Origin of the sequence: Pseudomonas petrae (assembly GCF_021728295.1) — a bacterium.
Classification (GTDB): Bacteria; Pseudomonadota; Gammaproteobacteria; order Pseudomonadales; family Pseudomonadaceae; genus Aquipseudomonas; species Aquipseudomonas petrae.
Genome location: NZ_JAKJXE010000005.1, coordinates 134,177 through 155,900 on the forward strand (window position 1 = coordinate 134,177; position 21,724 = coordinate 155,900).

The 21,724-nt window shown below is 61.3% G+C and carries 17 protein-coding genes and 1 pseudogene; 11 read left to right on the forward strand and 7 right to left on the reverse strand.

Going from position 1 to position 21,724, the window contains the following annotated elements; translation table 11 throughout:
* Positions 1–10 precede the first annotated feature (10 nt).
* Complete coding sequence (locus tag L4G42_RS10265) at positions 11–793, reverse strand: TPM domain-containing protein (RefSeq protein ID WP_237250416.1); 783 nt, start codon at positions 791–793, stop codon at positions 11–13.
* Positions 793–1,416 carry a LemA family protein gene (locus tag L4G42_RS10270; protein ID WP_237250417.1) on the reverse strand — a complete coding sequence of 208 codons (624 nt, stop codon included), beginning with the start codon at positions 1,414–1,416 and terminating at the stop codon, positions 793–795. Before L4G42_RS10270 ends, L4G42_RS10265 begins: the two co-directional genes overlap by 1 nt.
* Before the next feature lie 281 nt (positions 1,417–1,697).
* Between L4G42_RS10270 and bglX the strand changes: the two genes are divergently transcribed.
* The 7 genes from bglX to L4G42_RS10305 all read left to right on the forward strand — a co-directional run bounded on the left by bglX (position 1,698) and on the right by L4G42_RS10305 (position 11,824).
* The gene (gene bglX / locus L4G42_RS10275) at positions 1,698–3,995 is read left to right on the forward strand and encodes a beta-glucosidase BglX (protein WP_237250418.1); all 2,298 of its coding nucleotides are present in this window, start codon (positions 1,698–1,700) and stop codon (positions 3,993–3,995) included.
* 42 nt (positions 3,996–4,037) lie between these two features.
* A complete protein-coding gene (locus tag L4G42_RS10280) occupies positions 4,038–5,801 on the forward strand; it encodes a sensor histidine kinase (RefSeq protein WP_237250419.1) in 1,764 nt (587 codons plus the stop codon).
* A complete protein-coding gene (locus L4G42_RS10285; RefSeq protein ID WP_237250420.1) occupies positions 5,795–7,141 on the forward strand; it encodes a sigma-54-dependent transcriptional regulator in 1,347 nt (448 codons plus the stop codon). Before L4G42_RS10280 ends, L4G42_RS10285 begins: the two co-directional genes overlap by 7 nt.
* Positions 7,142–8,218: 1,077 nt before the next feature.
* Complete coding sequence (locus L4G42_RS10290) at positions 8,219–9,541, forward strand: MFS transporter (protein ID WP_237250422.1); 1,323 nt, start codon at positions 8,219–8,221, stop codon at positions 9,539–9,541.
* Between the two features lie 248 nt (positions 9,542–9,789).
* Entirely contained in the window at positions 9,790–10,254 is a 465-nt protein-coding gene (locus L4G42_RS10295) for a hypothetical protein (RefSeq protein WP_237259574.1), read from the forward strand.
* A gap of 407 nt (positions 10,255–10,661) precedes the next feature.
* Complete coding sequence (locus L4G42_RS10300) at positions 10,662–10,985, forward strand: hypothetical protein (RefSeq protein ID WP_237250424.1); 324 nt, start codon at positions 10,662–10,664, stop codon at positions 10,983–10,985.
* A 215-nt stretch (positions 10,986–11,200) separates the two neighbouring features.
* Positions 11,201–11,824, forward strand: a complete 624-nt coding sequence (locus tag L4G42_RS10305) for a flavin reductase family protein (RefSeq protein ID WP_122536018.1) — start codon at positions 11,201–11,203, stop codon at positions 11,822–11,824.
* Here the strand turns inward: L4G42_RS10305 and L4G42_RS10310 are convergent, their stop codons facing one another.
* Positions 11,825–12,064 (reverse strand): hypothetical protein, encoded by a 240-nt coding sequence (locus L4G42_RS10310; RefSeq protein WP_237250425.1) that lies wholly within the window; start codon positions 12,062–12,064, stop codon positions 11,825–11,827.
* A 118-nt stretch (positions 12,065–12,182) separates the two neighbouring features.
* A complete protein-coding gene (locus L4G42_RS10315) occupies positions 12,183–12,536 on the reverse strand; it encodes an antibiotic biosynthesis monooxygenase family protein (RefSeq protein ID WP_237250426.1) in 354 nt (117 codons plus the stop codon).
* Between the two features lie 368 nt (positions 12,537–12,904).
* Here L4G42_RS10315 and L4G42_RS10320 point away from each other — a divergent pair, with 368 nt between their 5' ends.
* Positions 12,905–13,858, forward strand: a complete 954-nt coding sequence (locus L4G42_RS10320; protein ID WP_419789362.1) for an AraC family transcriptional regulator — start codon at positions 12,905–12,907, stop codon at positions 13,856–13,858.
* 54 nt (positions 13,859–13,912) lie between these two features.
* Here the strand turns inward: L4G42_RS10320 and L4G42_RS10325 are convergent, their stop codons facing one another.
* Entirely contained in the window at positions 13,913–15,544 is a 1,632-nt protein-coding gene (locus L4G42_RS10325) for a 5-guanidino-2-oxopentanoate decarboxylase (protein ID WP_237250427.1), read from the reverse strand.
* A 145-nt stretch (positions 15,545–15,689) separates the two neighbouring features.
* On the opposite strand from L4G42_RS10325, the gene L4G42_RS10330 reads away from it, so the two are divergent.
* Positions 15,690–16,577, forward strand: coding sequence for a LysR substrate-binding domain-containing protein (locus tag L4G42_RS10330; protein WP_237259575.1), 888 nt, complete (start codon positions 15,690–15,692; stop codon positions 16,575–16,577).
* 458 nt (positions 16,578–17,035) lie between these two features.
* Entirely contained in the window at positions 17,036–18,541 is a 1,506-nt protein-coding gene (locus L4G42_RS10335) for an MDR family MFS transporter (protein ID WP_237250429.1), read from the forward strand.
* Between the two features lie 28 nt (positions 18,542–18,569).
* Here the strand turns inward: L4G42_RS10335 and L4G42_RS10340 are convergent.
* Both L4G42_RS10340 and L4G42_RS10345 read right to left on the reverse strand, forming a co-directional pair.
* A pseudogene (locus L4G42_RS10340) lies at positions 18,570–19,430 on the reverse strand (cache domain-containing protein).
* Between the two features lie 218 nt (positions 19,431–19,648).
* A complete protein-coding gene (locus L4G42_RS10345; RefSeq protein ID WP_237250430.1) occupies positions 19,649–20,308 on the reverse strand; it encodes a TetR family transcriptional regulator in 660 nt (219 codons plus the stop codon).
* Between the two features lie 255 nt (positions 20,309–20,563).
* Between L4G42_RS10345 and L4G42_RS10350 the strand changes: the two genes are divergently transcribed.
* Positions 20,564–21,724 carry an efflux RND transporter periplasmic adaptor subunit gene (locus tag L4G42_RS10350; RefSeq protein ID WP_237250431.1) on the forward strand — a complete coding sequence of 387 codons (1,161 nt, stop codon included), beginning with the start codon at positions 20,564–20,566 and terminating at the stop codon, positions 21,722–21,724.

The following is a 21,724-nucleotide window of genomic DNA, read 5'->3' on the forward strand; positions in this document are numbered from 1 at the left end:
GAGCGAACGACTACCAGCCACCGGAGGCACCGCCCCCGCCAAATCCACCACCGCCACCGCGCATACCGCCCGAGCCCGAACCACCTGAGCCGCCTGAGCCGCCCAAGCCGCCGGAACCGAAACCGCCGAAGCCTCCGCCGCTCCCGGAGCCGATGGACCTGCCTCGCCCGGAACGTGCGCTGATGTAACTGATGACCACGAACAACACCAGAAACAGCAGTGTCACTCTCCAGTCGACGCCTTCGTCCTCGCTCGCCGCAGTGCTGCCGGTGGCGCCGACCGCGGGCTCGGCAAGAGGATCGCCGCCGAGCACCTGGACCATCGCCTCGGCACCTTTGGTAATACCGCCGACAAAATCGCCCTGCCGGAAGGCCGGGGTGATGATCTGGTTGATGATCACCGATGACTGCGCATCGGTCAGACGATCTTCAAGGCCGTAACCCACTTCGATGCGCACCTTGCGCTCGTCCCGGGCGACCACCAACAGGGCGCCGTTGTCCTTGCCCTTCTGGCCGATGCCCCAGTGACGACCCAACTGATAGCCGTAGTCCTCAATGGTCGAGCCCTGCAGGTCCGGCAAGGTGACCACTACCACTTGCTCGGTGGTCAGCTCTTCGTGGGCGCGCAGCATCTGTTCAAGATGCTCTTTGCTCGGGCCATCGATCATCCCGGCGGTGTCGACGACACGCCCGGTCAGCGGCGCAAACGTGAGGTCGGCTTGCGCCCACTGGGCAAACACACCCACCGACATCGCCAGAAACGCGACCAGCACTCCCCGCCGCGCGCGTCCCATCAGAACTTCACTTGGGGCGCTTTGTCAGCGTCAGCGGCAGTGGCTTCGAAGTTCGGACGCACCGGCAGATCGCTGTACATCACTGAATGCCACAGACGGCCCGGGAAGGTGCGGATCTCGGTGTTGTAACGCTCGACCGCCGTGATGAAGTCGCGACGCGCCACCGCAATGCGGTTTTCCGTGCCTTCAAGCTGGGATTGCAGCGCGAGGAAGTTCTGGTTGGATTTCAGGTCCGGATAGCGCTCCGAGACCACCATCAAACGGCTCAGTGCGCCGGTCAGCTGACCTTGTGCATCCTGGAATTGCTTGAGTTTGGCCGGATCGTTCAGGGTGCTGGCATCCACCTGAATGGACGTCGCCTTGGCCCGCGCTTCGATAACGGCGGTCAGGGTGTCCTGCTCTTGCCTGGCGTAGCCCTTCACCGTTTCCACGAGGTTGGGGATCAGGTCGGCGCGGCGCTGATACTGGTTCTGCACCTGGGCCCAGGCGGCCTTGACCTGCTCGTCGTAGGTCGGAATGTTGTTGATCCCGCAGCCGGACAACAGGGTCGTCAGTAGCATCATCAACGCCAGTGACAATTTGTAACGACTGCCCCGGCTGTGGTCGTAATGCGCTGTTTGCATGGCGTGCGTGCTCCCTGTGCTCATCAATAGTTAGTCCTGTCAGTCATGACTTTAGCCAAACCGGACGATCCCCGGCATAATCCCGCCCCATCGAGTTGTCAGGGCTCTGGATTGCCGGGGCACAATCAGATAAAACTCGTTGCGCTACTGATGCTCATATGAGGCAGGAGTTCAGCGACGTTGCCGTCCTGACGACAATAAAAACCAAAGGTTCGACACCTATAACAATGGCTGACCGGTATTACGCGCGAGTTGCCGGCAACGCCTTGAGAAAACCATTCATGAATAAGCTGTGTTTACTGAGTCTCGTCATCGGCCTGGTCAGTCAGTCCGCCTGGGCTGAAAACGCCACCTCTGGCGTCGGCAGCGCTTCCACGCTGCAAGCCAAGAATGCATTCATCGCCAACCTGATGAAGCAAATGACCCTCGACGAGAAGATCGGTCAACTGCGCCTGATCAGCATCGGTCCGGAGATGCCCAAGCCGGAAATTCTCAAGGAAATCACCGCAGGCCGCATTGGTGGCACGTTCAACTCCGTGGTGCTGCCGGACAACCGCGCCATGCAGGACGCCGCCGGGCACAGCCGCAACAAGATCCCGATGTTCTTCGCCTACGACGTCGTCCACGGCCAGCGCACCGTATTCCCGATCAGCCTGGGTCTTGCTTCGACCTGGGACATGAACGCCATCACCCGCACCGGTCGCGTGTCGGCGATCGAAGCAGCGGCCGACGGCGTGGACATGACCTTCGCCCCCATGGTCGACATCACCCGCGACGCACGCTGGGGCCGCAGCTCCGAAGGCTTCGGCGAGGACACGTATCTGGTGTCGCGTATCTCCGCCACCATGACCCGCGCATTTCAGGGCACCAGCATGCAGGCGCCCAACAGCATCATGGCGGTGGTCAAACACTTCGCGCTGTATGGCGCGGTCGAAGGCGGTCGCGATTACAACACCGTCGACATGAGCCCGGTGCGCATGCAGCAGGACTACCTGCCGCCTTATCGCGCCTCCATTGATGCCGGCGCAGGCGGCGTGATGATCGCGCTCAACTCGATCAACGGCGTGCCTTCCACGGCCAACGCCTGGCTGCTGCAGGATGTCTTGCGCAGGGATTGGGGTTTCAAGGGCGTGACCGTGAGCGACCACGGCGCGATCAAGGAGCTGATCGACCACGGCGTGGCCAAGGACTTCCGCGAAGCCGCCAAGCTGGCGATCAAGGCCGGTGTCGACCTGAGCATGAACGACAAAGCCTACGGCGAAGAACTGCCAGGGCTGGTAAAGAGCGGCGAAGTGTCGGAGAAAGAAGTCGACAATGCCGTGCGTGAAGTGCTCGGCGCCAAGTGGGAAATGGGCCTGTTCGCCAACCCGAACCTGCGCATCGGCGCGGCAGTGGATGACCCGGCCGACCGTAACGCGGAAAACCGTTTGCACCGTGCCGAAGCCCGCGATGTTGCGCGCAAGAGCATCGTGCTGCTGAAGAACCAGAACGACACCCTGCCGCTGAAGAAGCAAGGCACCATCGCCGTGATCGGTCCGTTGGCCAAAAGCTCGCTGGACATGATGGGCAGTTGGTCGGCGGCCGGTCTGGCGCGTCAGACCGTCAACGCCTACGACGGCATTGCGGCGGCGGTCGGCGACAAGGCCAAGCTGGTTTATGCGCTGGGCTCCAACGTCACCGACAATCAGCACGCCATCACTTACCTGAACAAGATGGACGACCAGATCGCCATCGACCCGCGTCCCGAGCAGGAGATGATCGACGAAGCCGTCAAGGCCGCGCAGCAGGCAGACGTGGTGGTGGCAGTGGTCGGTGAGTCGCGCAACATGTCCCACGAAGCGGCGAGCCGTGTCGACCTGGTGATCCCGGGCCGTCAACGGGACCTGATCCGCGCGCTCAAAGCCACGGGCAAACCGTTGGTGCTGGTGCTGATGAACGGCCGGCCGCTGGCACTGGGCGAAGAAAACCAGCTGGCCGACGCCATGGTGGAAAGCTGGTTCCTGGGCACCGAGGGCGGCAATGCCCTGGCTGACGTGCTGTTCGGCGACTACAACCCGTCCGGCAAACTGCCGATGACCTTCCCGCGTTCCGTGGGCCAGGTGCCGGCCTACTACAACCACCTGAACACCGGTCGCCCGTATCGCCCGAACGATTCGAACTACACCTCGAACTACTTCGAAGAGCCGACCAGCCCGCTGTTCCCGTTCGGTTATGGCCTGAGCTACACGCAGTTCAGCGTTTCGGACATCACCCTGTCGATCAACAAGATGACCCGCAAGGACAAGCTGACCGCCAGCGTCATGGTCAAGAACACCGGCAAGGTCGCGGGTGAAACCGTGGTCCAGCTGTACCTGCGCGACGTCGCCGCATCGATCAGCCGTCCGGTCAAAGAGCTGAAGAACTTCCAGAAGGTCATGCTGAACCCCGGCGAAGAAAAATCCGTGAGCTTCACCCTGACCGAAGAAGACCTGAAGTTCTTCAACCCGTCGCTGAAGTACGCGGCGGAGGCCGGCGAGTTCAAGCTGATGATCGGCCTGGATTCGGAGAACCTAAAAGAGACCACGTTCAATTTGTTGTAAGGCAGGCATCCGGGGCCACGCGCCAGCCACTGAAAGGAGGTCATGCCCATGCCCCGTTCCGTCCGCCTTGCGCTCTACGTGTTGCTGATCCTCGCCGGTGCCGTCATCGTGGCGACGCTGGCGATGCATCAGGCTCAGCGGCATGCCCTTGAAGACGACGCTGAACGTTCCAGGGATCGGCTGGCACTCTACGCCAACACGTTGCAAACCCTGATCGAGCGCTACCGGGCACTGCCGGCTGTTCTGGCCCTTGATCCGCAACTGCGGGCGGCGCTGAGCGGACCGGTCAGCGCCGGCACCACCCAGGCGCTCAATCTCAAACTGGAGCAGATCAACGGCGCTGCCCAGTCCTCCACCCTCGAACTGCTCGACCGCAACGGCCTTGCCGTCGGCGCCAGCAACTGGCGTCTGCCGAGCAGCTATGTAGGCCACAACTACGGCTTCCGTCCCTACTTCACACAAACCCGCGCCACCGGTGTCGGGCGCTTTTATGCCGTCGGCGTGACCAGCGGCATCCCGGGTTATTTCCTGTCGAACGCGGTGCGCGACGAGGCCGGGCAGTTCATCGGTGCGATGGTGGTCAAGCTCGAGTTTCCGGACCTGGAACACACCTGGGCGCAAAGCGATGATCTGCTGCTGGTCAGCGACGCCAAGGGCATCGTCTTCATCGCCAATCAGCCGGGCTGGCGCTATCGGGCCCTGCGCCTTCTAACCGAGCAAGACCGCGCCGAACTGGCCAGCACGCGTCAGTACGACAAGCAGCCGCTGACGCCCTTGCATCAGACGCCGCTGCGTACGTTCGGCGAGAATAGCCAGCTCAGCCGCGTCGACGCCCCCAACGAGCAAGCCGATTTTTTGTGGCAGTCGATGCCCTTGCCGACCGAGGACTGGACCTTGCACCTGCTGCGTAAACCCCAGCCTGCCAGTGAAGACGTGCGCAATGCCGGTCTGGCGGCGGCAGGTATCTGGCTGACGCTGGTGTTCCTCGGGCTGTTTCTGTATCAGCGCTGGCGACTTGGCCGCATGCGCCAGCGCAGTCGCGAAGAGCTTGAGCGCTTGGTCGAAGAACGCACGCGAGACCTGCAAACCGCGCAGGACGGTCTGGTGCAGTCGACCAAGCTCGCGGCTCTCGGGCAGATGTCCGCCGCCCTCGCCCACGAAATCAACCAGCCACTGACGGCGCAGCGCATGCAACTCGCCACCCTGCGTCTATTGCTGGAGCATGGCCGTGTTGACGATGCGTACAAGGCGTTGAGCCTGCTCGATCAGCAATTGACGCGGATGGCCGCGCTCACTGGCCACCTGAAAACCTTCGCCCGCAAAAGCCCCAGCGGCCTGCGCGAGCGCCTCGATCTGGCCACCGTGGTCGACCAGGCGCTGCTGTTGCTGGACGCACGGATTCGGGAAGAGCGCGTCAACTGTGTGCTCGACCTGACGCGTCCGGCCTGGGTGCGCGGCGACGCGATTCGGCTGGAACAGGTGCTGATCAACCTGATGCGCAACGCCTTGGACGCGATGGGCGACAAACCGCTCAAGCGTCTGGAAATCCGCATCGACGCAACCGGCGAGCACTGGTGCATTTCCGTCATCGACAGTGGCGGCGGAATTGCCGAAGAACATCTGGTCAACGTCTTCGATCCGTTTTTCACCACCAAACCGGTGGGCGATGGCCTGGGCCTGGGGCTCGCGGTTTCGTTTGCCATCGTGCATGAACTGGGCGGCCGGCTCAGCGCCGAAAACGTCAATAACGGCGCGCGGTTTTTCTTCTGTCTGACCAAGGCCCCGGAGGCCGAAGCCCCATGCTGAACTCGGTAATTGTGGTGGATGACGAGGCGCCCATTCGGGAAGCGGTGGAGCAATGGCTGACGCTGTCCGGGTTCGAGGTGCGCCTGTTCAGCCGTGCCGAGGAATGCCTGGCGCAGGTGCCTGAGCACTTTCCCGGCGTGATCCTCAGCGATGTACGCATGCCCGGCATGGATGGTTTGCAGTTGTTGGCCGAGTTGCAGCAGCGGGACCGTGATTTGCCGGTGATCTTGCTGACCGGCCACGGCGACGTGCCGATGGCCGTGGACGCCATGCGCGACGGCGCCTATGACTTTCTCGAGAAGCCGTTCACCCCGGAGACGCTGCTCGGCAGTTTGCGGCGGGCATTGGAAAAGCGCGCGCTGGTGCTGGAAAACCGCGCCCTGCATGAGCAGGCGGACAACCGCTCACGCCTTGATACAACGCTGCTGGGTATGTCGCCGACGATGCAGACATTGCGGCGGCAGGTCCTGGACCTCTCACAACTGCCGGTCAACGTGCTGATTCGCGGCGAGACCGGCAGCGGCAAGGAAATGGTCGCGCGTTGCCTGCATGACTTTGGTCCGCGAGCCAACAAACCCTTCGTGGCGGTCAACTGCGCGGCGATCCCGGAGCAGCTGTTCGAAGCCGAGCTGTTTGGCCACGAAAGCGGCGCGTTCACCGGCGCCCAGGGCAAGCGAATCGGCAAACTGGAGTATGCCCACGGCGGCACGGTGTTTCTCGACGAGATCGAGAGCATGCCGCTGGCGCAGCAGGTCAAATTACTGCGGGTGATTCAGGAACGGCGGATCGAACGACTGGGCTCAAACCAGAGCATCGATATTGATTTGCGCATCATTGCCGCGACCAAGCCCGATCTGCTGGACGAAGCCAGGGCCGGGCGTTTTCGCGAAGACCTGGCGTATCGGCTGAACATCGCCGAACTGCGCCTGCCACCGCTGCGTGAACGGCGAGAAGACATCCCGATGCTGTTCAGCCATTTCTCGCGGAATGCGGCTGATCGCCTCGGCCGTAGCGCGCCGGTGTTGAGCGGTGAACAACTGAGTCAGCTGCTCAGCCACGACTGGCCGGGGAACGTGCGCGAGCTGGCGAATGCGGCCGAGCGCCAGGTACTGGGGCTGGACGGTCCGGCTGCTGAAGGCATCCCGGTGGGGCAGTCGCTGGTGGCGCAGCAAGAAACGTTCGAAGCGCATTGCATTCGCTCGGCGCTGAGACGGCACCGGGGCGACATCAAAGCGGTCATGCACGAACTGCAACTGCCCCGCCGCACGCTGAATGAAAAGATGCAGCGACATGGGTTGGTGCGCGAGGACTTCCTGATCGAAGGTAATGCGCAGATCTGATCTGAGCAGGACCGGCTTCAGCCGGGAAGAGGACGGTGTGTGCCACGAGCGCTCAGTGTCCGCCGCTGATCGGTGTAGGAGCGCGCTTGCCCGTGAAGAGGCCGGCCCATCCAACGCATACGGGTACGTCGTGCATACGATTTCGCGGGCAAGCGCGCTCCTACATTCCGATCTGCGGCAGGTCATTTGCTCTGCGGCGTGACACCCGACGCATTCCTGGCTAAAGCCAGTCCTACAGAATGATCGCAGTGTGTCAGTAGGACCGGCTTCAGCTGGGAAGAGGCCAGCGTGTGCAACCAGAGCTCATTGTCCGCCGCTGATCGGTGTAGGAGCGCGCTTGCCCGCGAAGAGGCCGGCCCATCCAACGCATACGGGTACTCCGTGCATACGATTTCGCGGGCAAGCGCGCTCCTACATTCCGATCTGCGGCAGGTCAATTGCTCTGCGGCGTGACGCCCGACGCATTCCCGGCTAAAGCCAGTCCTACAGAATGATCGCAGTGCGTCAGTAGGACCGGCTTCAGCCGGGAAGACGCCAGCGTGTGCAACCAGAGCTCATTGTCCGCTGCTGATCGGTGTAGGAGCGCGCTTGCCCGCGAAGAGGCCGGCCCATCCAACGCATACGGGTACGTCGTGCATACGATTTCGCGGGCAAGCGCGCTCCTACATTCCGATCTGCGGCAGGTCAATTGCTCTGCGGCGTGACGCCCGACGCATTCCCGGCTAAAGCCAGTCCTACAGAATGATCGCAGTGCGTCAGTAGGACCGGCTTCAGCCGGGAGGAGGCCAGTTCGAACAACCTCGATTCTGCGGCGTGACACCCGACGCCTTCCCGGCTAAAGCCAGTCCTACGAAAACCACGCGGGGTGTCACTGGACCGGCTTTAGCCGTGAAAGGAATTCTGGCAATGAGCGGATTTTCGCTCAGGGATTTCAGACAACAAGCGGATTCCCGCTCACCCGCCCCACGCCAACCCTGCTATTTCGGGGCTTTCAGCCCTTGGCACAGCTCCTGCTATTACTGTCGTCAGAACGCCTCGATGCGTTCCTTCTAACAACAATGACTTGCAGGAAATCCAATGGCCATTCCCAATTCTGTCTCCCACGGAACGGCTGCCACGCCAGCCGCCGAGAAAACCACCGGAAGTCGCCTGAAATCCATTTTCAGCGGTTCGGTCGGCAACATGGTCGAGTGGTACGACTGGTACGTCTACGCCGCCTTCTCCCTCTACTTCGCCAAAGTCTTCTTCCCCAAGGGCGACACCACTGCCCAATTGCTCAACACCGCCGCGATCTTTGCTGTGGGCTTCTTGATGCGCCCCATCGGCGGCTGGCTCATGGGCCTCTACGCAGACCGCAAAGGTCGCAAGGCCGCGCTGATGGCGTCGGTGCTGCTGATGTGTTTCGGTTCGCTGATCATCGCCCTTACCCCCGGTTATGAAACCATTGGCGTCGGCGCGCCGATCATGCTGGTGTTCGCCCGCCTGCTGCAGGGCCTGTCGGTGGGTGGCGAGTACGGCACCTCGGCGACCTATCTCAGCGAGATGGCGACCAAGGAGCGCCGGGGTTTCTTTTCAAGCTTCCAGTACGTGACGCTGATCTCTGGCCAGCTCATCGCGCTGGCGGTGCTGATTGTCCTGCAGCAAACGCTGACCACTGAACAGCTGCAAACGTGGGGCTGGCGCATTCCGTTTGCCATTGGTGCGTTGTGTGCGGTGGTGGCCCTGTTCCTGCGTCGCGGGATGGAAGAAACCGAGTCGTTCACCCGCAAGAAGGACAAACCCAAAGAAAGCCTGATGCGCACACTGATGCGCCATCCGAAGGAGCTGATGACCGTCGTCGGCCTGACCATGGGTGGCACGCTGGCCTTCTATACCTACACCACTTACATGCAGAAGTACCTGGTGAACACGGTGGGCATGAGCATCACCGATTCGACGACAATTTCTGCCGCCACGCTGTTCCTGTTCATGCTGTTGCAACCGGTGATCGGCGCGCTGTCTGACAAGATTGGCCGCCGCCCGATCCTGATCGCCTTCGGTGTGCTGGGCACCTTGTGTACCGTGCCGATCCTCACCACCTTGCACACCATCCAAAGCTGGTGGGGCGCTTTCTTCCTGATCATGGCAGCGCTGATCATTGTCAGCGGCTACACATCGATCAACGCCGTTGTGAAAGCCGAGCTGTTCCCGACCGAGATCCGCGCGCTAGGCGTCGGTCTGCCGTATGCACTGACGGTGTCAATCTTTGGCGGCACGGCCGAATACATCGCGCTGTGGTTCAAGAGCGTTGGCATGGAGACGGGTTACTACTGGTACGTCACCGCCTGCATCGCGGTGTCGCTGCTGGTGTATGTGTTCATGAAAGACACCCGCAAGCACTCGCGGATCGAGACCGACTGACCTGAAACGGGGCTGGCAAGCAGCTTCGACCAGCGCTCCAAGGCAGAGAATCAAGGGCAGCTCACGCACATGAGCTGCCCTTTTTCATTCGCAAGCGCCGCTAAGTGCATGAATACCGATCGCTTTTCTCAGTATCAATTTCAACGATGATCGCTACTAATGCGATTGACTTCTTAATAATTCTGAGGCGAGTAAAGTTCACTCCATACCGAGTTACCCATAAATTAAATCGATCTGGAGCAACTAACATGAAAACTAACAAACTGATCTTCGGCCTCGCTTTCTCCATTCTTGCAAGCAGCGCCTTTGCACTTCCCGCTGTTGATGCCCACCACGCAGTTAATGCTGCGGTCGTTGCAGAAAATGGCTCGTCCCACACTAACATCGGTCGTGTCGCTGCTGACGGTTCTGATCACGTGGGTGCCAACCGCCTTGCTGCTGATGGTGCCGACCGTGTAGGTGCCAACCGTCAGGCCGCTGATGGCTCGGACCACGTAGGCGCAAACCGCCTTGCTGCTGATGGTGCTGACCGCGTCGGTGCTAACCGCCAAGCCGCTGATGGCTCGGACCACGTAGGTGCCAACCGCCTTGCTGCTGACGGCGCTGACCGTGTTGGTGCCAATCGCCAAGCGGCTGACGGCTCGGACCACGTAGGCGCAAATCGTCTTGCTGCTGATGGCTCGGACCATGTTGGTGCAAATCACCTGAGCTGATACACCCATGACGTTCTCTCAGCCCGGCTTTATGCCGGGCTTAATTTTTCTGCGTTACAAAACCTGAAACCCTTGGTTTGACTGAGCTCACGGCGGATATCCGTCAGGACCGACTCATGTACCCATCCCGATCCGGTTAACCATGATGCCCCACACCCCCTTCTTTCGCGCAGCCCGCTAGCAAAGAACAAAACCCGAGTCAACAGGCAAATTCGCCTTCGCTGGTGAAAATTGCCCCAATCCAGCGCAAATCTCTCCGCAGCGCTTTAAAACCGGGCATTCCAGCCGACTATCATTTTTAGCGATGGTCGATAGCAACAGCGTTAACTTCAGCTTAATCTGCACGCGCGTAATATTGGCTCCATTCCCAAGTTGAAAAAATTATTGAACTTACTGGAGCAACACTCATGAAAACTTCGAATATTATTTTTGGCCTTAGTCTGTCCATCCTGGCATCGAGCGCATTCGCTCTGCCTGTTTCCGAACAGCACTCTGCATTTAAAGGCACTGTTGTAGCAGAAGGCGGTTCTTCTCACACCAACGCGTCACACACCGGTTCTTATCGTCAGGCTTCCGACGGCTCTGACCACGTCGGCGCCAATCGTCTCGCCGCCGACGGCGCTGACCGCGTAGGTAATAACCGCCAGGCTGCTGACGGCGCTGACCACATCGGTGCAAACCGCCTGGCCGCTGACGGCGCTGATCGCGTCGGTGCCAACCGCGCCAGCTAAGCGTTTCCCGCGTCATACCGACCGATTCATGTTTACCGCTTCATGTTCCACCTCCTGAACTCCCTTTGTAGCCCGACACTTGTCGGGCTTTTTTTTGCCCAGGGTTCGGAGGTCGCTGGAATCCTCATCCAATGCCTTGCACTATGTCGGCCTGCATCCCGTGCACACGCACACCGTGGCCGCCACGCCGGCACACCCCCATTCAGGAACACACCATGTCAGACGATATTCATTTCTACGAACCGTCCAAGGGTCATGGATTGCCCCACGACCCGTTCAACGCCATCGTGGGACCACGCCCGATCGGCTGGATCTCGTCCCAAGACGCAGAGGGCAAGCTGAACCTGGCGCCCTACAGCTTCTTCAACGCGTTCAACTATGTGCCGCCAATCATCGGATTCTGCAGCATCGGTCGCAAAGACAGCCTGAACAACATTGAACAGACCGGCGAGTTCGTGTGGAACCTCGCCACGCGCAGCCTGGCCGAGCAGATGAACATGAGTTGCGCGGCAGTGCCGGCGGACGTGAGCGAGTTCGAGCTGGCCGGCCTGACGGCAGAACCGTCGCGCATCGTTTCCGTGCCGAGGGTCAAGGAGACGCCGGTTTCGTTTGAATGCAAAGTGACGCAGATCATCCAGCTGCAACGCGCCGACAAGGAAGTCGTGCCGAGCTGGCTGATTCTGGGGGAAGTGGTGGCGGTGCATATCGCCAAGCGGCTGCTGAAGGAAGGTGTGTATGACACCGCAGCCGGCGAACCCATCCTGCGCGGCGGTGGCCCGGCTGACTATTTTCAGCTGAGCGCAGAGTCGCTGTTCAAGATGTACCGGCCAAAAGTCTGATCAATCCTGGGCGAATACCAGTTCGCCCTCTTGCGTGATGTCAGCGAGCCGCTCCAGCTCTTTTACGGCGGCGTCGTCAGCGGCGAGCGCGGTAGCGAATTTCTGCTCGGCGAGCACCCGGTGAAAGGTCGGCGCACCGCCCATGACCCGTGCCTTGACGGCGATCGCGGCGCTGTAGCCGTCGTCACCGGGGACGGCAGCCGAAACGGCTTCGTGATGCTGGAATTCTTTGCGTGCCATGGTCCGACGCCCTGCCTGGAAAAATGAAGGCAGGATTTTAAACGCAGGCGTTCGAACACTTGAAAGGTTTTCTTCGCAGGCCTTATCGGCTGCCGCCGAACAAAAGCACCGAACCCTGTTACCCCGCCAGGCGAGCCTCCACAGCGACAGGAGCCGTCGGTGCCTGAGCCATCGTCACCGTGGCGAAGGTCTGGAAGTCCAGGCTCGCCACCAGCAACTCGGTCACCAGTTCGGAAAACAGGTTGAGCTCAGGCGCGGCGAACCAGTCGTTCATTGCGGAGGGATCGGCCCAAGTGCCGGTGATGACCCAGAGATCTTCGTCGGTCAGGGACTTCTGCAGGGCGAAGTGCAGACAACCCGGCGCGCCGGCCGACGGGCTGATCAGGCTGCTCAAGCGGGCACCCAGTTGCGCACTGTGTCCGGGGCGGGCGCGGACGGAGACCCAATGGCTCACGACTGAAGTATTTAGCATGCTCTGCGCTCCTTCTCTTTACGTGCTTGTCTTTTGCGTGCATGCCGCGCTCCGGGTTCGGATATCCGTGAAACAGGCTGCGGCGGGAAGTGAAGGTTAGGGGCAGGCGCGCACCTTGCGGTAGCCAATTACTGCCCCGTTATTGCCTGATTCTGCGTTGACAGGTTCATAGTGACGGCCGGCCTCGCCGCTACGCCCCGTGATGCCCATGGACTTTCGAGCAACGATCCCAAGCGAACAGGGCCCGTTCATGGCAACGCAACACATCGGCAACAGAATCAGGCAAGCATCCGGCAGGATTCGCCTAACGCTTGCGCTTGCCCAAAAATAAGCTGTGCTGCATCAACACCCCTTCAGAGGAATTTCTCATGTCGCTATCCGCTCTTGCGCCGTCCGCCCCGGATGCTCGACCTGTTGCCGAGCTGAGCGCGCAGATGACGCAACAGCGCGCCGAGCTGGCAGAACTGATCCGCCGGCATGCCCCCGTCGATGGCAGTTTCCAGACGGTGATCAAGCCGTTGTTCATGGTTCGCCACGATCGTCCGTCGCAATCGGTGCCGGGGCTGGTGCAACCGGCGCTGTGCATCATGGCTCAGGGCCGCAAGGACGTGACGCTGGGCGGCGAGCTGTACACCTACGACCCGCTCAATTACCTGGTGCTGTCGGTGGCCCTGCCCATCAGCGGCAAGGTGATTTACGCGACCCCGGAAGAGCCGCACCTGGCCTTGCGCCTGGAAATCGATCCGGTGGAAATCAACGCATTGATCGCCGAAGCCGGTCCGATGAGCGTGCCGACGCGTCACAGCGGGCGCGGCATGTACGTCGAGCGGATCGACTCACAGCTGCTCGACGCCGTCATCCGCCTGATCCGCCTGCTGGACACGCCGAAAGACATTCCCATGCTCGCGCCGCTGATCAACCGGGAAATCCTTTATCGACTCCTGCGTGGGAGCGAAGGGCATCGGCTGTATGAAATCGCCATCTCCAATTGCCAGACCCATCGCGTCACCCAGGCGATCAAGTGGCTTAACGACCATTTCCAGGAGCCGCTGCGCATTGAAGATCTCGCCAAGGAGGTGAACCTGAGCGTCTCGACGCTGCACCACCGTTTCAAATCCGTCACGGCCATGAGCCCGCTGCAATACCAGAAGCAACTGCGCTTGCAGGAAGCCCGGCGGTTGATGCTGGCGGACGGCCTGGAAGCGTCGGCCGCCGGTTACCGGGTCGGCTACGAAAGCGCTTCGCAATTCAGCCGCGAATACAGCCGCTTGTTCGGCGCGCCACCGTTGCGCGACCTGGCGCGGCTGCGTAGCACGGTTTGATAATGCGGTGACCGTGATGGCAAACCCTCCGTCACGGTCAGCCAGAACTGGACGTCAGACGCAGGCGCTCATCCAGCGATTCTGGTCGATCTCGATCAACGTCGGGCCGTCGCGCTGACTGGCTGAGTCAAGGGCTGCCCTCAGTTGCTCAACGCTGCCGACCGCCTGCGCGGCGCATCCGAGTGCTTTGGCCACACCAATGAAATCAGGCGTGTAAATGTCAACGCCGATTGGCTCAATGGCGCGGTTGACCATGTACTTCTTGATCTCTTCGTAACCATGGTTATTCCACAGCAGCACGACGATGGGCGTTCGCGCTTCCACCGCACTCGCCAGCTCGGACAAGGTGAACTGCAGGCCGCCGTCGCCAATCAGGCACACCACTGGATTGGATTCTCCGGCGTCGCGACTGCCGAGCCATGCGCCCACGGCAGCAGGCAATGCATAGCCGAGGGTTCCGTAACCGGTTGATGAGTTGAACCAGCGGCGGGGCTTGTCGAGGTCCAGGGTCAGGTTGCCGGTGTAGACCGGCTGGGTGGAGTCGCCCACGATCACGGCCTCCGGCAGCACGTCGAGCACCGTCTGTAAAAACAGCGTCTGCGCACGGGTGGCGTCGTCCCACCCCGCCTCAAGACTCGTCTTCAGCGCCGCAACCCGCGCAGCGCCCCAGTTTTCGCTGCGCGGCGCCAGCACTTCGCCTGCCAATGCATCCACCAAGGCCTCGGCGGCGCATTGAGCGTCGGAGACCAGCGCAACCGTCGGCGCGAAGTTGCGCACGGTCTGATCGGGGTCGATGTCGATGCGCAGCAACGCGCCCGGAACCTTGAAGTGGCCCTGAAAGGTGATGTCGTAATCGGTCTCCGCCAGTTCAGTGCCGATGGCCAGCACCACGTCGGCGCTTTCAATGACCTCACGCGTGGCATCGAGGGACTGCGTCGAGCCTATCAGCAGCGGGTGAGCGCCCGGCAGCATGCCTTTGGCGTTGATGGTCAGCGCGACCGGCGCGCCGAGCCTTTCGGCCAGACGCGTCAACGCCGGGCCGGCGTCTATGGCGCCGCCTCCCGCGAGAATCAACGGCCGTTGCGCAGTGGCGAGCAGATTCGCCATTTGCCGGATCGCAGCAGGTGCCGGCCCCGCGCGCGTTACCGATACCGGTTGGCTGTGCATCAGGGCGTCGGCATTTTCCACCAGCACATCCAGCGGGATCTCGATATGCACGGGGCGCGGTCGCGCCGCTTGAAACACCGCAAACGCCCGGGCCAGCACCGAAGGCAACTCAGCCGCTGACATCAGCGTGTGGGAGAACGCCGCGACGCCCGCGACCAGCGCACTCTGCGACGGCAGCTCATGTAGCTTGCCGCGACCGCCGCCCAATTGGCTGCGCGACTGCACGCTGGAAATCACCAGCATCGGGATCGAGTCCGCGTAGGCCTGGCCCATCGCAGTGGTGATGTTGGTCATGCCAGGGCCGGTGATGATGAAGCACACGCCGGGCTTGCCTCGCGTGCGCGCATAACCGTCGGCCATAAACCCTGCGCCCTGTTCATGGCGCGGGGTGATGTGCTTGATCGACGACCCCGCAAGCCCTCGGTAAAGCTCGACCGTGTGCACGCCCGGAATCCCGAACACCCGCTCGACCCCGTAACCTTCCAGCAACCTGACCAGCACTTCCCCGCACGTCGCCATGTGTCCGCCCCTTTGTGACGTCTTGCCCGACGACCCTTACGCTCGGCCCGGCTTATAGATGGAGATTGAAACCGCGCGGCCGTATCGACCACAACGCAAAAAATGTCATGCTTAGCCATGTTCTCAGCGCATGGCTCACCTGCCGATGAAACGCCTTCCTCCCCTGCCCGCCCTGCACACGTTCCTGATCACGGCGAAGTGCTGCAATTTCACCCGGGCCGCCGAGGCGCTGCACATTACCCAGGGCGCGGTCAGCCGGCAGATCTCCGGACTCGAAGCTCATTTGGGCTATCGCCTGTTCAATCGTCAGGCCCGGGGGTTGAGCCTGACCGCCCAGGGCCGCGAGCTGCTGCCGCGCATCGAACAGGTGTTCAGCCTGATCGAAGAAGCGGTGGATCAGGTGAATGCCAGACCGAGGGCGCTGCAGATCAAGGCGCCGACTTGCATCAGCCGCTGGTTGTTGCCGCGCCTGATGCAGTGGCAGAAAGAACGGCCTGATGTGCCGGTGCAACTGACCACGACAAGCGCGCACGTGGTGGATTTTCGACGTGAGGATTTCGACGCCGCCGTCGTGTTCGGCGCACACCCGGGTGAGGCTACCCACGTGCAGCGCCTGTTCGATGAACAGCTGACGCCCGTGTGTTCACCGTCGCTGCTGGCGAGCAATCCCCTCTCCGGCCTCGCCGATCTGGAACGGCACATGCTGCTGCACCCCACCCTTGACGAGCGGGACTGGACGCTGTGGCTGAAGGCCGCCGGGGCGAAGCTGAGCAATGTCGAGCAGGGCCAGCACTTCGACACGATGGACCTGGCGATGACCGTCGCATCACAAGGGTCGGGCCTTGCCATTGGCGACTGGTCGCTGATCGGTGAGGACCTGAGCGCGGGGCGTCTGGTCATGCCTTTCGAGCTGAAAGTGCGGACCGGCGCGGCGTATTACTTCGTCCATCCCAAGGGCGCCGGCGTGCCATCGTCGCTGCAGGATTTGCTGGACTGGCTGTCGCTGCAGGCGGCTGAGCGGCGCATCGGCTGAGCGGCGCAATGCCGGCTCTTCACCAATGGCCCGCCTGATACAAACATTCAATCCCCATCGCCCGGCCCACCCGCCAATAGCGACCTACACTGACAATGTCCGCTCTGAAACAGATGTCCTACCGGATCGAGGCAAATGTCATGAGAACCACAATAAAAAGACAGTGTGTTTATGTCGTCGCCGTTGCTGCCGTGTTGAGCCTGTATGCCGCAGGTGCCTACCGAATCGAACAAATGCGGCAGACGCCACGCATGGCGGTGGTCTGCACGATGGGGCATTGCGTGCCCACTGATGCGACGTTCAGCGCCCTTCGTTGACGGCAAATGCCGGTCAACGTAACGCGGGTCAACGTACTGCGAAAATCCCCACAGCCTGCTATCGATTAGCAAGCTAACGGACTAGACTTGGCACAAATTCCTGCCTGCTCAGCGGGACAATCTGCCAGTCGAGTCCCTCCTGTGACGAGCCTCAACCAACCCCGTCCAGACATCCGCAGCGTTCTGTTTGCGCTGATGATGGCCGTCTTCCTCAGCGCGCTGGATCAGACCATCGTTGCGGTCTCGATGCCGGCCATCTCCGCCCAATTCCAGGATTTCGACCTGCTTGCCTGGGTGATCTCCGCCTACATGGTCGCGCTCACCGTGGCGGTGCCGATTTACGGCAAGCTGGGGGATTTGTACGGCCGGCGCCGCTTGATGCTGTTCGGTCTGGCGACCTTTACCCTCGCCTCGCTGTTCTGCGCCATTGCTCAGAGCATGGAACAACTGGTGCTGGCGCGTGTACTGCAAGGCATCGGCGCCGGCGGCATGGTTTCCGTGAGCCAGGCGATCATCGGCGACATCGTCCCGCCCCGGGAGCGCGGTCGCTATCAGGGTTACTTCAGCGGGATGTACGCTGCGGCGAGCGTGGCCGGGCCAGTGCTCGGCGGCTTTATGACCGAGTACCTGTCGTGGCGCTGGGTTTTCATTATCAATCTGCCACTGGGACTGGCGGCATGGTGGGTGGCGCGCAAAACGCTGGTCGGCCTGCCGATCCCCCAACGCAAACCGGTGATCGACTACCTGGGCACGGTGTTGATGATCATCGGCCTGACCGCCTTGCTGCTGGGCGTTACCGAAATCGGGCAGGGTCACAGCTGGCGCGACGAGTCGGTGGTCATGCAACTGGCGGTGGCGCTGCTCGCGCTGGTGATTTTTGTGCTGTATGAACGGCGCACTCGCGAGCCTCTGCTGCCCATGCACCTGTTCGCCAATCGCAGCGCGGTGCTCTGCTGGTGCACGATTTTCTTCACCAGCTTTCAGGCTATCTCGCTGATCGTGCTGCTGCCGTTGCGCTTCCAGACCGTCACCGGCGCAGGGGCCGACAGCGCGGCGTTGCATCTGATGCCGCTGGCCATCGGCATGCCCCTGGGCGCGTACTTCGGCGGTCGACGCACTTCGCTAACGGGGCGCTACAAGCCAATCATCCTCACCGGCGCAGCCTTGATGCCGCTGGCAATCCTCGGCATTGCCTTCACGCCGCCGCAGTCGGCCATTCTGACGAGCCTGTTCATGGTCCTCACCGGCATCGCCAGCGGCATGCAATTTCCAACCTCGCTGGTGGGCACGCAAAACTCGGTGGAGGTCAAAGACATGGGCGTGGCGACCAGCACGACCAACCTGTTCCGCTCCCTGGGCGGCGCCGTCGGGGTGGCAACAATGTCGGCATTACTGTTGGCGATGCTCGCCGGGTCCGGCATTGCCCAGGTCGGAGGCAGTTCAATTCCGGGCGAAGGTTCGGGCAATCTACTGATGGACAGCCTGCACGCCGCCAGCGGCCCCGCCCTTGAATTGCTGCGCGGGCAACTGTCGATGACCTTTCAGCACCTGTTGATGGCCAGCGCGGCGGTGTCGCTGCTGGGACTGTCGGCCGCGCTGGCGATGCCCAACCACCTGCTGCGCGGACGAGACGACAAGGACCGGTGACGGTGTCTGCCAGCACCTCTCGGGACAGTCAGCCGCTGTAGTAACCTACCGCCACCAGGAACTCACCGACCTTGCGCACGTAGGCGTGCTTGTGTTCGATCTTGCTGGTGACCGGGTTGCGCCAGCGGTATTCGTACTCGCCTTCGGGCTGTTTCTTGACCAGGTCGAGCATCGGAATGCCGACCGGCTTGCCTTCCGGGTCCTTCACCTTGCTGAAGTCGGTATTCACCAGCCGCAGGTTGGTGCCGTGGGCCACATAACGTTTGGTGTCCACGTCCACCACGAAGACGTAGAGATCGTCTTGGAGAAATCCGCCCTTGAGGTCATTGATCGCGCGAAGGGTGCCGTCTTTATCCTATTCCAGCGCCTTGGACGCCGTGTCGAGCAACGCCCTCGCCTGCTCCGGCGAAGCGCGGGGAACGTAGTAGCCGACGGCCAGAACCCGATCGCCGATGCGCTGAAAATACACACGCTTGCGCTCGACTTCGCCATCGCGCCAGTTCTGCCAGCGATATTCGGCCTGCTGAACGCCGGCGCTTTCTGGTGTTTGCAGCACCTGCCGGAAGTTTTTCTGCAGCTCGGGATCGAGCACCGACGATACGTCACGACCGATCAACGCGACCGATGGGCCGCCACTTGCAAGCATGATCCCCTTGGTATCAGTGACGAAGACATAACGCTCGCCATCGACAAACTCGCCCTGACGGCTGAACTCGGCCAGCGCTTTGTCTCCCTGGACGCGGTAACGGGCCACGGCTTTTTCCAGCAGCGCCTTGGCCGCTGCCGCTTCCTGCGCTTCGTCGCCCGCTGCCCAGGCATGCCCGATGCACAGGGCGACGAGCGCACCAACCAGAAGTTGTCTGCATGCGTTTTTTGACACGACTGCCATCGCTTCGCCCCCACTCTTATTGGTTATGCGGGGAGCGTAGACGCAAGATTGCAATAGGGCAGCATTCGGCATTTCAATGGCTACCAGTGCCTGAATGAGCGCTGAATCACCGGGCTTGCTGAGTAAAGCGAAGGTAAACCGCCTGTTCAGCGAAGGTCAGGCGCGGTATAGATACAGGCCAACCGCCACACAGCGCACTTTTACCCGGCGCTGGCAGATCAGTGGATTGAGGAAGCGGGAGACACCGGGTCGCGTAACGCCGGGCTGAAGCGGAGCATGTCGAGAATGCCGTCGACCAGTCGCTCCGCGTCGTCTTGCAGCGAGAAGCTTTCCGGCACCAGCAGCCACTGGCCAAGAATGCCGTGCACATAAGCGTGCAGGCAGATCGCAGCGCGTTGGGGATTCAGGTCAGCGGGGAGTTGGCCTTGCCGGGAAGCATTGCCGAGCGCCAGTGCAATTCGCTCGTTGGCGTCGAGCCAGACAAATTGCCGCTGTTGCCGCATGTCACACATTTCGTCGGTAAATTCGAATTTATGAAACAGAATTTCATTGATGCGGCGGGTTTTGGGGTCGCTGGCAACTTGTTGAAACAAATGAGTGAGAAGCTTGCGCGTCCATCCCAGCGGGTCTACTTCATCTTCGCTTTCGCTCGCCCTCGCCATTTCTTCAAGAGGCTCATGCAGGCTGTCGAGCATGGCCTGGACCAGGTCGGCCTTGTTGCTGAAATGCCAATAGATCGCGCCGCGGGTCACGCCGGCCAAGGCCGCAATGTCTGCGAGCGTCGTACGGGAAACCCCTCGATCGTAGAAAGCCTGCTCGGCAGCTTCGAGGATCTGCTTGCGCGTTTCCTGAGCTTCTTCTTTCGTGCGTCGAACCATGGCAGTAAAAACCTCAATGAAAATGCCCCAGGCGCTCTGTTCGAGTGGCCTGCACAGCACGTCGGGCGGCCTTTGTAATGCCTTGTCCCGGACCTACAATCGATGCCCTCGGTGCGTTGGAGTGTCGCACTCGCGGGTGTTTACAAACAACCGTGAATGTAAGTATATTCATTAGCATCCTACTTATCTAGCAGGAATACGTTCCTGCCCCCTTTCCACTTTCCATGAGTTCAGGCTCCTGACCCGAGGATCTTCATGCAATTCAAGCCAGCTGTTACCGTACTGGTCACTGCCGTCGCCCTGGCATCGCTGCTCTCCGGATGCAGCAAGAAGGAAGAAGCGGCCCCAGCACCACCGCCTCCTCAGGTCGGCGTCGTTACTCTCAAAACCCAGGCCTATACCCTGACGTCTGAGCTTCCGGGCCGGACCACCGCGTTCCGGATCGCCGAAGTGCGTCCGCAAGTGAACGGCATTATCCTCAAGCGCCTGTTCACTGAAGGTGCAGACGTCAAAGCCGGTCAGCAGCTCTACCAGATCGATCCGGCGATTTACCAGGCCACCCTGGACAGCGCCAAAGCGACCTACGAATCCTCCAACTCCCTCGCCGGCCGCTACAAGCAGCTGATCAACGAGCAAGCCGTCAGCCGTCAGGAATACGACACGGCAGTGGGTTCGGCTCGCGAAGCGAAGGCGGCGGTACAGACAGCAGAAATCAACCTGCGCTACACCAAGGTCTACGCGCCGATTTCCGGCCGCATTGGCCGCTCGCTCGTGACAGAAGGTGCGCTGGTCAGCAATGGTCAGGCCGATGCCATGGCCACCATTCAGCAACTCGACCCCATATACGTCGACGTGATTCAGTCTTCGGCCGAAATGCTCAAGCTGCGTCGCGACCTGGAAAGCGGCAAGCTGCAGAAAGCCGGGGACAACGCCGCCAAGGTCAAACTCGTGCTGGAAGACGGCAGTCTCTATCCGACTGAAGGCAAGCTTGAGTTCTCCGAAGTGTCGGTCGATCAGACCACCGGTTCCGTGACCCTGCGCGCCGTGTTCCCTAACCCGGATCACACGCTGCTGCCAGGCATGTTCGTGCATGCACGACTGCAATCGGGCGTGGCCGAGAACGCGATCCTGGTTCCACAGCAGGGCATTACCCGCGACCTGAAAGGCACACCGACCGCACTGGTGGTGAACGCCGACAACAAGGTCGAATCCCGCACCCTGGTCGCCAATCGCACCATCGGCAGCGACTGGCTGGTGGAGAAAGGCCTGAACGCAGGTGATCGCGTGATTACCGAAGGGCTGCAATACGTAAAGCCAGGCGCTCAAGTGAAAGTGGCCGAAGCCACCAACGTCAATGCAGCTAACCCGGCCCCTGCCCCGGCAACTGATAAAGCCGCAGGCAGCAAAGGGGAGTAA